The organism is Variovorax paradoxus (assembly GCF_902712855.1).
In the GTDB taxonomy this organism is placed as follows: Bacteria; Pseudomonadota; Gammaproteobacteria; order Burkholderiales; family Burkholderiaceae_C; genus Variovorax; species Variovorax paradoxus_Q.
The window spans coordinates 3,185,782-3,197,605 of sequence record NZ_LR743507.1 but is presented as its reverse complement, the minus strand read 5'-3'; the positions used below and the strand labels follow the sequence as shown (position 1 = coordinate 3,197,605).

Annotated in this window: 10 protein-coding genes; 6 read left to right on the top strand and 4 right to left on the bottom strand. The window is 68.6% G+C overall.

Features of this window, described 5'->3' with window-relative positions:
- Positions 1–13: 13 nt before the first annotated feature.
- Positions 14–592, bottom strand: coding sequence for a hypothetical protein (locus AACL56_RS14670; RefSeq protein ID WP_339090534.1), 579 nt, complete (start codon positions 590–592; stop codon positions 14–16).
- A 71-nt stretch (positions 593–663) separates the two neighbouring features.
- A complete protein-coding gene (locus AACL56_RS14665) occupies positions 664–975 on the bottom strand; it encodes a phosphopantetheine-binding protein (RefSeq protein ID WP_108134658.1) in 312 nt (103 codons plus the stop codon).
- Positions 976–1,075: 100 nt separating this feature from the next.
- On the opposite strand from AACL56_RS14665, the gene AACL56_RS14660 reads away from it, so the two are divergent.
- Positions 1,076–2,593 (top strand): helicase HerA-like domain-containing protein, encoded by a 1,518-nt coding sequence (locus AACL56_RS14660; protein WP_339090533.1) that lies wholly within the window; start codon positions 1,076–1,078, stop codon positions 2,591–2,593.
- A gap of 31 nt (positions 2,594–2,624) precedes the next feature.
- On the opposite strand, the gene AACL56_RS14655 is transcribed toward AACL56_RS14660, so the two are convergent.
- Positions 2,625–3,266 carry a DUF1109 domain-containing protein gene (locus AACL56_RS14655; protein ID WP_339090532.1) on the bottom strand — a complete coding sequence of 214 codons (642 nt, stop codon included), beginning with the start codon at positions 3,264–3,266 and terminating at the stop codon, positions 2,625–2,627.
- Positions 3,263–3,853: a sigma-70 family RNA polymerase sigma factor gene (locus AACL56_RS14650; RefSeq protein WP_339090531.1), complete on the bottom strand. Its 591-nt coding sequence runs from the start codon at positions 3,851–3,853 to the stop codon at positions 3,263–3,265. Before AACL56_RS14650 ends, AACL56_RS14655 begins: the two co-directional genes overlap by 4 nt.
- A gap of 463 nt (positions 3,854–4,316) precedes the next feature.
- Here AACL56_RS14650 and AACL56_RS14645 point away from each other — a divergent pair, with 463 nt between their 5' ends.
- The 5 genes from AACL56_RS14645 (at position 4,317) to AACL56_RS14625 (ending at position 11,822) form a co-directional block, all read left to right on the top strand.
- Complete coding sequence (locus AACL56_RS14645) at positions 4,317–5,678, top strand: GTP cyclohydrolase II (RefSeq protein WP_339090530.1); 1,362 nt, start codon at positions 4,317–4,319, stop codon at positions 5,676–5,678.
- Positions 5,675–7,084 carry a URC4/urg3 family protein gene (locus AACL56_RS14640; RefSeq protein ID WP_339090529.1) on the top strand — a complete coding sequence of 470 codons (1,410 nt, stop codon included), beginning with the start codon at positions 5,675–5,677 and terminating at the stop codon, positions 7,082–7,084. The genes AACL56_RS14645 and AACL56_RS14640 overlap by 4 nt, the downstream gene beginning before the upstream one ends.
- Before the next feature lie 38 nt (positions 7,085–7,122).
- Positions 7,123–7,752: a uracil phosphoribosyltransferase gene (upp, locus tag AACL56_RS14635; RefSeq protein WP_093240978.1), complete on the top strand. Its 630-nt coding sequence runs from the start codon at positions 7,123–7,125 to the stop codon at positions 7,750–7,752.
- Positions 7,753–7,958: 206 nt separating this feature from the next.
- Positions 7,959–8,960, top strand: a complete 1,002-nt coding sequence (locus tag AACL56_RS14630) for a BMP family protein (protein WP_339090528.1) — start codon at positions 7,959–7,961, stop codon at positions 8,958–8,960.
- A 153-nt stretch (positions 8,961–9,113) separates the two neighbouring features.
- Positions 9,114–11,822 (top strand): polysaccharide deacetylase family protein, encoded by a 2,709-nt coding sequence (locus AACL56_RS14625; RefSeq protein WP_339090527.1) that lies wholly within the window; start codon positions 9,114–9,116, stop codon positions 11,820–11,822.
- Positions 11,823–11,824 lie beyond the last annotated feature (2 nt).

Genomic DNA, 11,824 nt, shown 5'->3' with positions numbered 1-11,824 from the left:
GGCAACGCCTGTGTCATCGGCCGCCGGCGTTGGAATCCACCGACGATGTGCCGTAGAACGCGCGCACGGCATCGACCAGCCGGGTGCGTTCGAATTCGGGATGCAGCCGGTACCGCACCAGGTGCTCGCCCACGAACAGCAGCGCGACCATCACGGGACACAGCACGTTCGAGAACAGCGACCAGTCGGAGAACGGCCGGGTGAAATAGATCGCGAGCGACGCCACCACCACGAGTGCGAAAAACGCGGTCCAGATGCGCGTCAGCTGCGTCGTGTAGGAAAGCATGTGCCCCCTGAGCGGGTGCACGCGCTGCGCGAACTGGGTGATCAGCGGCAGGCCGCGGCCGCGCAGCGTGGAACCGAACCATCCGCACAGCGCGGTATTGATCGCCACGTGCTGCAGCACGTACAGCCGGTTGGGATCGCCGGCCTCACCGAGGAAGACGAGTGCCACGCCGCCCAGGCCCAGCACGGCCGTGACGGCAAAGCCCCAGCGGCCGAACCAGCTTGCGGAAAAGCCCATGACGGCGAGCCACAGCGGACCGAGCAGCACCACCACCGCCCAAGGCGCCGTGGGGTGGAACACAGTCATCCAGTGAGAGAGGCCGGCATAAGCCACCCCTACCACCAGAAGGAGTGCTATTCGCCATCGCGACATGGGGCTCAGGTGGCGACGCGGTGCTCGGCGACGTGGGTCGCAAGCGTGCGCAGCGACTGGAAGATCTGCTGGTTGCGCTCGTCGTCCGAGCGCAGCTGGAAGCCGTAGCGGCGGGAGACTTCGAGCGCCACTTCGAGGATGTCGATCGAATCGAGGCCCAGGCCTTCGCCGTAGAGCGGATCGGTGGGCACGATGTCCTCGGGCGCGACCTCGAGGTTCAGCGCGTTCACGAGCAGCACGGCCAGCTCTTTTTCGATTGGCGACTGTTCGGATGCGTCACCAGAGGCGGGAATGGGGGGCTGAGCAGTCGATGACAAAAAAACCTCCTAAAACTTTTTCCTGAACTACCGTGCGGCCGTGGATTATAGGAGTGCCGCTTGATTAGACTGCCCCTTTCGATACGACCCGGAGCACCCCATGGCCGACCCTCTTCTGATCGCACGGCATGACACCATCGAGTGTGCACTTCTTCCCGGCCTGGCGAATCGCCACGGCCTCATCACCGGGGCCACCGGCACAGGCAAGACGGTCACGCTCCAGACCATCGCAGAGAAGCTCTCCGGCATCGGCGTTCCGGTGTTCATGGCCGACGTCAAGGGCGACCTGACCGGCATCAGCCAGAAGGGCGCCATCGGCGGCAAGCTGGCCGCGACGCTGAAGGAACGTGGCATCGAAGTGCCCGAGCCCTCGGCCTGCCCCGTCACCTTGTGGGACGTGTTCGGCGAACAGGGCCACCCGGTGCGCGCCACCATTTCCGACATGGGCCCGCTGCTGCTGGGGCGCATGCTCGACGTGAACGACACGCAGGCCGGCGTCCTGAACCTCGTGTTCAAGATCGCCGACGACAACGGTCTGCTGCTGCTCGACCTGAAGGATCTGCGCGCCATGCTGCAGTACGTGGGCGAGAACTCCAGCCAGTTCACCACGCAGTACGGCAACATCAGCGCCGCCAGCGTGGGCGCCATCCAGCGCGGCCTGCTGCAGATCGAGACGCAGGGCGGCGGCAAGTTCTTCGGCGAGCCGATGCTCAACATCGCCGACTTCATGCAGACCGAGGGCGGCAAGGGTGTCGTCAACATCCTGGCGGCCGACAAGCTCATGAACTCGCCGCGGCTGTACGCCACCTTTCTGCTGTGGATGCTCTCGGAGCTGTTCGAACAGTTGCCCGAAGTGGGCGACCCCGAGCAGCCCAAGCTGGCCTTCTTCTTCGACGAAGCCCACCTGCTCTTCAACGAAGCGCCCAAGGCGCTGGTCGAGCGCATCGAGCTCGTGGTGCGCCTTGTGCGTTCCAAGGGCGTGGGCGTGTATTTCGTCACCCAGAACCCGCTGGACATCCCCGATTCGGTGCTCGCCCAGCTCGGCAACCGCGTGCAGCATGCGCTGCGCGCCTTCACGCCGCGCGACCAGAAGGCGGTGAAGGCCGCCGCCAGCACCATGCGCCAGAAGCCGGGGCTGGACATCGAGACGGCCATCACCGAACTGGCGGTCGGCGAGGCACTGGTGAGCTTCCTCGACGACAAGGGCCGCCCGAGCGTGACCGAGCGCGTGTTCGTGCTGCCGCCGGCCAGCCAGCTCGGGCCGATCACGCCGGACCAGCGCCAGGCATTGATTGCCGGCTCGCTGGTGGCGGGCGTGTACGAGAAGGCGGTCGACCGCGAATCGGCCTACGAAAAACTCAAGGGCCGCGCCGACAGCGCGCCCGCGGCACCGGCCGGAACGCCGGCAGGCGGCAAGCCCGGCGCGGAAGCATCGGGCTCCGGCATGGGCGGCATGCTCAACGACATGCTGTTCGGCACCACCGGCCCGCGCGGCGCCAAGCACGACGGCCTGGTGCAGACCATGGCCAAGTCGGCCGTGCGCACCATGGGCACGTCGGTGGGAAAGGAAATCCTGCGCGGCGTGCTGGGCGGGATCTTCGGCAGCAAAAAGCGCTGACGAAGCACGGGCGACGCGAAACGAGCGCCGCCTACCAGCGCAGCAGGCGCGGCCCCAGCACGACGCCGACCAGCACCGGCACCGCGATGCCGCTCACGTACCACACGGCCAGGAACGGCGCGGTGAGCTCCATGCAGTGCAACGCATACACCGAGGCCCCCACGCCGCCCGCAAGCGCCCCGGCCGCGGCGCCGGCCAGCGCGGGCCGCGTGGGCGCCATGCCCTTCAGCGCCACCAGCGTGGCCGCGAACACGGGCAGCGCCATCAGCCCGATGCTGGCCGCGCAGATGCGCCACGACTGCCCCATCAGCGACGGCATGCGGTCGTCGGTCTGCATGGTGAACCAGGCAATGGCCGCCAGCGCCCAGATGCCCAGCACCGGCAGCGCCGCACCGAGCCAGGCCCGACGCACCGCCACGCCGGGCCGCGCAAGCCGATGCACCGCCACATAGCCGGCCGCGGCAATGCACAGCGGAAACAGCACCTTGACCCAGAACATCGGCCAGAACATGGCCTGCACGATGTCGCGCCGCATGCCGTACTCGGCGAACAGGATCAGCAGCGACACCGGCACGCCCGCCAGCAAGGCCCAGCGAAGGCGCCGGCTGGCGGCTCGGCGCGGCACGGCGACGTCGCCGGTGGCGAGCATCGCGACGAGGTCGTCGGTCTTCATGCGGCCTCCCCCCAGCGGTTTCCGAAGCGGGCGGCCAGCGCCTTCAGGCCTCGGTGGATGCCGACCTTGACGGCCGACTCCGACATGCCCGTGAGGTTCGCGGTCTCGGCCACCGAAAGCCCCTCGATCTTCACGTGCACGATCGGCAGGCGCTGCCGTTCGGGCAGCGTCTCGAGCAGGCCGCCGAGGTCGCGCCTGGCGTCGCTCGCTTCCTCGGCTGACTCGGCGAACACGGCGAGGTCGTCGTCCAGCGGGTCATGCAGGTCGTCGCGCACCGACTTGGCGCGCAGCAGGTCGATCATCTTGTAGCGCGCGATGGCGTGCACCCAGGCCGTCAGCGGCTGGTCGCTCTGGTAGGTATGGCGCTGGTTGTGCATGGCGAGCAGGCATTCCTGGACGAGGTCTTCCACTTCATCGGGCCAGCCGAAAAGCCGCTTGCCCAGAAAGGCGCGCAGGTGCGCGCTCAGCTGCTGCAGGAAGTCCCGGTATGCCTTCGCGTCGCCATCGAGGCCGCGAAGGAACAGGCTGCGCAGCGCCACTTCAGCGTCGCTCGGATTCGTCCTGCTGCCTAGGTTGTTTCGTGCCATCCGGTCGGCCGGTTACAGCCTTGTCAAAAAAAGTCCTGCCGGATTGTGCCGTGAGCGGCGGCAAGCGCTGGGCTAAGCTCGCCCTGACCCCACGCCCCCGAAACAGGAAGGAACGAGCGCGCGTGTCCAGCGAACGGGTTTCGCCCCGGATCTGCCCGGCACTGGAAGCGGTGCACATCGTCCGCATGGCGATCCCTCCTGGCGGCCTGCGGGTGTTCGAGCAGTGCACGCCCGGCCCGGGGCGCGAGCCGCCGCCCGCTCGCCTGCACGGCAGCGGCGTCGAAAAGCCGGACCTGTGCTGCACGCCGGGTACCTCGGCGGCAATGCCTGCGGGCTGCGCCTGTTGCGGCCTGAGCCCTGCGCGTCGCGGCGCGGGCCGTGCACCGGACGCGGTGTTGTCCGTCCCCGCGCGGCTTGCAAGGCGCGCGGGCGGTCGGTACATTGCATTTTTTGAGGGCCACCAATGTCTGCAGACAGCACAACGATCGCTTCCTCTTCTTCCGCGGTGCCTGCCGGCCCCGCCTCCTCCCTCCCCCTGCAGCCGCTGGGCGCGCCACCGCCAATAGGCACGTCGCCGCACACGGCCTCATCGACCGGCCACATCCGCCTTACTTCGCACGCCGGCGGCTTCGGTGCACTGCCGATCCGTTGGGGCGCGGCCACCGCCACCGAGCGCGGGCCGGTCGTCGGCACCACCACCAAGCGGGCGCACCGCAACGTGATCGGCACCCACAGCGGCTCCTACAGCGTTTACCGCGCACTCGCCGTGGCAGCCGGCGCACTCAAGCGCGAGCACAAGGCCGACCTCACCAACACAGCGCCCACCGACGTGATCGGGCCTTACCCGCAATGGAGCGAGCCCGGCCGCATCGTGTCGCTCGACCCATGGGGCGCGCTCGTGGCCGACGTGTTCGCCACCGAGCTGGCCGCGGGCTACGACATCCGCCCGACCATCGCGATCACCAAGGCCCACGTGATCCTGCCCGAGGTGATCGAGGCGCTGCAGAAAGGCCGCCTCAAGGCCGACGGCAAGTTCCTCACCGCCGGCGGCGCCGCCATGGTCACCAAGGCGGCGATCGAGCCCGTGTGGTACCTGCCCGAGGTGGCGCGCCGCTTCGGCTGCTCCGAGACCGACCTGCGCCGCGTGCTGTTCGAGGAAACCGGCGGCATGTACCCCGAGCTGGTCACGCGCTCCGACCTCGAGGTGTTCCTGCCGCCGATCGGCGGACAGACGCTCTACATCTTCGGCAATCCGCGCGACCTGGCCAATCCCGAGGTGGAGCTCACCGCGCGGATCCACGACGAATGCAATGGGTCCGACGTGTTCGGCTCCGACATCTGCACCTGCCGGCCCTACCTCACGCACGCGATCGAGGAATGCATCCAGGGCGCGCAGCGCGGTGGCGTCGGCCTTATCGCGTACTCGCGCAAGGAAGGCCGCGCGCTCGGCGAGGTCACCAAGTTCCTGGTCTACAACGCGCGCAAGCGCCAGGTGGGCGGCGACACGGCCGACCAGTATTTCGCGCGCACCGAGTGCGTGGCCGGCGTTCAGGACATGCGTTTCCAGGAGCTGATGCCCGACGTCTTCCACTGGCTCGGCATCCGCAAGATCCATCGGCTCGTGTCGATGAGCAACATGAAGTTCGACGCCATCACCGGCTCGGGCATCGAGATCGGCGAGCGGGTGAACATTCCCGACGAACTGATCCCGGCGGACGCCCGCGTCGAAATGGACGCGAAGATGGCCGCCGGTTATTTCACGCCCGGCCCGGTGCCGGACGCCGAAGAACTCAAGAAGGCCAAGGGCCGCGGACTCACCGAATGACCACCAGCCACAACAACACCGACTCCCACCTGCCCGTCGACGGATCGGGCAGCTTGCCGCCTGGCGGCGAAGGCAAGGTCGATCCGTCGATCGAATTCACAGTGGACGCCGGCCATGCCGCCGGCGCGGCCAGCCTGCTGCGCACCACCACCGCCATCCGCCAGCGCGCCGCAGCCTTGCTGGCCCGCGCGCGCAGCGGCGAATCGCAGTGGTTCAGCATCGGCGACGACAGCGCACTGGAGGACGCCGCGCGCAACGTCGCCGAGGTCACGCGCGAACGCTATCCCTGGGACACCATTCCGTACCACAGCCGCTGGCGCCACTTCGAGGCCGGCGGCATCAACCGGCTCGAGGAACTCAACACCCTGCTCGGCGACGCGGACGCGCGGCAGCGCGCCCGCGCCCACATCGATCTTGTGCTGGTCAGCGTGCTGCTCGACGCGGGTGCCGGTCCCGACTGGCACTACACGGAGTCGTCGACCGGCGAGCGCTTCACCCGCTCCGAAGGCCTGGGCGTGGCCAGCTACCACGCGTTCATGGGCGGCCTGTTTTCCTCTGACCCTGACCATCCGTACCAGGTGGACGCGGCCGGCCTTCGCGGCCTGGTGACCGACCGGCTCGGCGATGCCTTCCAGGTCAGCGAGGTGAATCCGCTGGTCGGCCTGGCGGGCCGTGCCACGCTGCTTCGCCGGCTCGGCGAGGCCATGAGCGAGCAACCCGAGACCTTCGGCGACGACGGCCGCCCCGGCAAGCTGTTCGACGCCCTGGTCGGCCCCTACGGCCCGGCCGCGCCGCCGACCGCCGAGGTCACGGCGCATCAGATCCTGTCGCTGCTGCTGGAGTCGCTCTCGCGCATCTGGCCGGCGCCCAATGCGGTGGACAGCATTGCGGCGGACGGCAGCGACAGCCCCGGCGGCATCGGCTCGGGCGACCCGGCGCTGGCGCTGGGCGACTGCTGGCGCCACAGCGCGGTGCGGGGGCCCGGCCTCACCAACGGCTGGATGCCGTTCCACAAGCTGTCGCAATGGCTCACGTACTCGCTGCTCGAGCCTTTCGAATGGGCCGGCGTGAAGGTGCGCCACCTCGACGCGCTCACCGCCCTGCCCGAGTACCGCAACGGCGGCCTGCTGATCGACAGCGGCGTGATCGTGCCGAAGGACCCGTCCTTCCTCACCCGCCGCTGGAAGGTGGGCGACGAGTTCATCGTCGAGTGGCGCGCGCTCACGGTGGCGCTGCTCGACGAGGTGGCCCCGCGCGTGCGCAAGGTGCTCGACCGCTCCGAGGAAGAGCTGCCGCTGGCCTGCGTGCTCGAAGGCGGTACCTGGGCGGCAGGCCGGGCACTGGCACAACGCCTGCGCGACGGTGCGCCGCCGCTGCTGATCGAGAGCGACGGCACGGTCTTTTAGACTCTCGGGTTCTCTTCGCAACGCCACACACAATTCCAATGAGCAACGTCCACCTCGTCAATCACCCCCTCGTCCAGCACAAGCTCACGCTGATGCGCCGCAAGGACGCGTCGACCAACAGCTTCCGCCGGCTCCTCAACGAAATCAGCATGCTGATGGCCTACGAGGTCACGCGCGACATGCCGATGCAGGACATCGAGGTCGAGACACCCCTCGAAACCATGCAGGCCAAGGTCATCGACGGCAAGAAGCTGGTGCTGGTGTCGATTCTTCGCGCGGGCACGGGCATCCTGGACGGCATGCTCACCGTGGTGCCCGGTGCGCGCGTCGGCCACATCGGCCTGTACCGCGACCCGAAGACGCTGACCGCGGTCGAGTACTACTTCAAGATGCCCGGCGAGATGGACAGCCGCGACGTGATCGTGGTCGACCCGATGCTGGCCACCGGCAACTCGGCCGTGGCGGCGGTCGAGCGCCTGAAGGAACTCAACCCCAAGTCGATCAAGTTCGTCTGCCTGCTGACCTGCCCCGAAGGCGTGAAGACCATGCAGACCGCGCACCCCGACGTGCCGATCTACACCGCCGCCATCGACCGCGAGCTGGACAGCCACGGCTACATCCTGCCGGGCCTGGGCGACGCGGGCGACCGCATTTTCGGGACGAAATAAGGCTCGCCCCCAGGCTGCGCGGCACTTCGTGTCCGCTTCGCCAACCCCCTACCGGGGGCGACACCTGAGGCCCGGCGAAGCCGGTTCCTCGGTGTCTCTGGAAGGGCCGCGCGCGAAGCGCGCGAGCCCCGGGGTGTTCGAGCCCCGGGGATTTTGGGCGGGCATGGGGATTGCTGCGCTGATGTTTTTAAATCGAGGAGAAGACAGTGAACGCACGTCGTCAATTGATCATTCGTTCCGCCGCGATCGCGGCGGCATTTGCGGCCGGCGCGCCGGGCGTCGCGCTGGCGCAGGCCAAGCTGAAGGTGGCGGCGGTTTACACCGTGCCCTTCGAGCAGCAATGGGTGGGGCGCATCCACAAGGCGCTGAAGGCGGCCGAGGCGCGCGGCGAGATCGAATACAAGGCCACGGAGAACGTGAGCAACGCGGACTACGAACGCGTGATGCGCGAGTACGCGACCGCCGGCAACCAACTGATCCTGGGCGAGGTGTTCGGTGTGGAGGCGGCGGCGCGCAAGGTGGCCAAGGACTTTCCGAAAGTCGCGTTCCTGATGGGCTCGTCGCTGAAGCCGCAGGCGCCCAACTTCAGCGTGTTCGACAACTACATCCAGGAACCGGCGTACCTGAGCGGGATGGTGGCCGGCGGCATGACGAAGAGCAACCGCATCGGCATGGTCGGCGGCTTCCCGATTCCGGAGGTCAACCGGCTGATGAACGCGTTCATGGCGGGCGCGAAGGAAACCAATCCGAAGGTAGAGTTCAGTGTGAGCTTCATCAACAGCTGGTTCGACCCGCCGAAGGCCAAGGAAGCGGCCTTCGCGATGATCGACAAGGGTGCGGACGTGATGTATGCCGAGCGCTTCGGTGTGTCCGACGCGGCCAAGGAAAAGGGCAAGCTCGCCATCGGCAACGTGATCGATACCCAGAGCCAGTACCCCGACACGGTGGTCGCCTCAGCGCTGTGGAACTTCGAACCCGCGGCCGACCATGCGATCAAGCTGGTGAAGGAAGGCAAGTTCGCGGCCGAGGACTACGGCGTGTACGCGCAGATGAAGCACAAGGGCTCCGAGCTGGCGCCGCTGGGCACCTTCGAGAAGAAGGTGCCGGCGGACATCATCGCCAAGGTGAAGGCCAAGCAGGCCGACATCCTCGCCGGCAAGTTCACCGTGAAGGTGGACGACGGCCAGCCCAAGTCCACAGCCAAGTAAGAAACAAACCCCGATGTCGATGAAACGTGCGCGATGGCAGATCGCGGGCCATGCCGTGGCCGTTGCGGCGTTGACGATGGGGCTGGCCGCATGCCAGCGCGAGCCTGAGGGCGCGGCACCACCGGCCCCGGCCGCGGCTGCGGCGACCCGCCGGTGGCCGCGGCTTCGGCGGCTGCGCCTGCCGCGGCCGCCGCCCCGGCCGGCATTCCCGCCGCGCTGCAGGAACGCGCGGACGCCCTGCTCGCCGCGCATCGGCAGATGATCGTGCTCATGACCGGCGAACGCACGCTCGATGCGGCCGACAAGCGCGCCGTCGGCGCGGTCGGGCAGATGCTCTTCCACGACATGCAAGAACGCCAGCGCGCGTTGATCGCCCAGGCCGGCGAGATGACCGACCCGGCCACCGTGCCGGCGCTGAACGCGCTGCTCGACCGCATCGAGAGCGAGCCGAGCTGGTTCGATGCCGACCGGCTGGCGTTCAAGGAATTCCTGTCCGAGCTGAGCACGCGCTACAGCCAGGCGCAGTCGCTGCCTGGCCTCAAGCTCGGCCGGCGTGCGAGCGAAGACCTGGCGGTGCTCGCCGAGATCGAGCAGGCCTACGACCGCGAACTGAAGGACGTGTTCGGCCGCTTCGCGCAGCGCGGCATCGAGCCGAAGCGCGAGAAATGGGCCGACTACGTGGCCAAGCTCCAGGGCATCTACTCGCGCGAGCAGATCCTGAAGGACTTCGGGACCATCGTTCCCTACACGCAGCCGACGAGCGGCACCAAGGAGAAGGAAGGCGCCGACGCCCGCGAGATCTTCGGCAATTCGCTGCCGCCCAAGACCGTGGTACTGACCTTCGACGATGGCCCGCACGCCAAGCACACCGACGAGATCCTCGAGATCCTGAAGCGCTACGACGCGCCGGCCATCTTCTTCCAGCTCGGCCAGAACCTCGGCAAGCTCGACGCGCAGGGCAAGGCCCAGCTCGGTACCAACGGCGCGGTCGCCAAGCGCGTGCTGGCCGCGGGCCACACGCTGGCGAACCACAGTTTCAGCCACGGCATGATGGCCAAGATGAGCGACGACGCGGTGCGCAACGAGGCGACCGAGACCGAAACGCTGCTCGATGCCACCGGCCGGCCGCAGTCCACGCTGTTCCGCTTTCCGTACGGCGCGCGCAACGAAGCCAAACTGACCACGGTCGAGGCGCTCAAGCTGCGCTCCATGCTCTGGACGGTCGACTCCATGGACTGGGCCGACCCGGTGCCCAAGTCGATCGCCGACCGCGTGCTGGCCGAGGTCGACAAGGCCAAGCGCGGCGTGATCCTGTTCCACGACATCCAGGGCCGCACCGTGCAGGCCCTGCCTACTGTGCTCGACCAGCTGGTGGCCGACGGCTACCGCTTCGCCACCTGGCGCGACGGCAAGTTCGTCGTCAACGCCGCCAGGCGCCCGGCGCCCGACGACGGCGTGGCAGCAGCGGCCGCCGCCGGCGACACGCTCTACCGCGAGAGCCATGCGCTCGTGATCGGCATCGACAGGTACGCCCAGTGGCCCGGCCTGCACCATGCGGTGACCGATGCCAAGGCGATGGAGCAGCAGCTCGTCACGCGCCTGGGCTTCACGCCCGAGAACGTCACCGCGCTGTACGACGGCCAGGCCACGCGCGCCAACATCCTGCGCGCCCTCAACGACAAGCTCACCGACAAGCAGCGCGTGAAGCGCGACGACCGCGTGCTGGTGTTCTTCGCCGGCCACGGCAGCACCCGCAAGCTCGCCAGCGGACGCGACGTCGGCTACATCGTGCCAGTCGACGCCGCGCTCGACGACCTGCCGGCCGACGCCATCTCGATGCCGCAACTGCAGGAAGTGGCCGAGGCGCTTTCGGCCAAGCATGTGCTCTTCATGGTCGACGCCTGCTATTCGGGCCTGGGCCTCACGCGCGGCGGCGGGCCGCGCAGCAGCAAGAACTTCCTGAGCGACAACGCGCGGCGCATCGGCCGCCAGATGATCACCGCCGGCGGTGCCGACCAGCAGGTGGCCGACGACGGCCCCGGCGGCCACTCGGTCTTCACCTGGACGATGCTGCAGGCACTGTCGGGCAAGGCCGACCTGAACGGCGACGGCGTCATCACCGGCACCGAACTGGCGGCGTACGTGTCGCCGGCGGTCTCGGCCATCGCGCGGCAGACGCCGGCCTTCGGCAGCCTGCCGGGCTCCGAAGGCGGCGAATTCGTGTTCGAGCTGCCCGCCGAGCGCGAAGGCCTCAGCGGCGACAGCCTGCAGCTCGACGCCGCCGCCAGCCAGGTGAACAAGCGCATCGACGAGGCGAACGAGCAGGCGGTGCACGCCGCTGCCGCACCCAAGGCCGGGGCCGCGGGCGCCGCCGGCGCGGCAGCGCCCGCCATCGAGGTGGTCGTGAAGAATCTCGACGGTGCCGACGCCAGGCTCACCATGCCGGCCGCGGCGCCGGTGTCGCCGCGCGTGGCCGCCCAGCGCGCCAACGACCGCGGCCTGCAGCTGTACCGCGAGCGCCGCTACGACGAGGCGGAAGCCGCTTTCACCGAAGCGCTGAAGCTGCAGCCCCGGTTCGCGCTGGCCGCCAACAACCTAGGATTCGTCTACTTCAAGCGCGGCAAGCCGACAGAGGCCGCGCGCTGGTTCGAGCAGGCGATCGAAATGGACGGCAGCCGCGCGCTGGCGTACCTCAACCTCGGCGACGCGCACCTGCAGGCCGGCAACGACGCCAAGGCGCTCGCCGCGTACACGACCTTCGTCGGCCTCGCACCGAAGCACTCGCGCACCGCGGCGCTGCAGGCCTGGATCGCCACCCCCGACGCCGCGCACCGCCCTCAACTTCCGCCCACCAACTCATGACG

Bases quoted from the DNA above. Each gene is read 5' to 3' on its own strand.
- AACL56_RS14670 (WP_339090534.1), bottom strand. From the start codon at position 592: ATGACTGTGTTCCACCCCACGGCGCCTTGGGCGGTGGTGGTGCTGCTC.
- AACL56_RS14645 (WP_339090530.1), top strand. From the start codon at position 4,317: ATGTCTGCAGACAGCACAACGATCGCTTCCTCTTCTTCCGCGGTGCCT.
- upp (WP_093240978.1), top strand. From the start codon at position 7,123: ATGAGCAACGTCCACCTCGTCAATCACCCCCTCGTCCAGCACAAGCTC.
- AACL56_RS14640 (WP_339090529.1), top strand. From the start codon at position 5,675: ATGACCACCAGCCACAACAACACCGACTCCCACCTGCCCGTCGACGGA.
- AACL56_RS14655 (WP_339090532.1), bottom strand. From the start codon at position 3,266: ATGAAGACCGACGACCTCGTCGCGATGCTCGCCACCGGCGACGTCGCC.
- AACL56_RS14660 (WP_339090533.1), top strand. From the start codon at position 1,076: ATGGCCGACCCTCTTCTGATCGCACGGCATGACACCATCGAGTGTGCA.
- AACL56_RS14650 (WP_339090531.1), bottom strand. From the start codon at position 3,853: ATGGCACGAAACAACCTAGGCAGCAGGACGAATCCGAGCGACGCTGAA.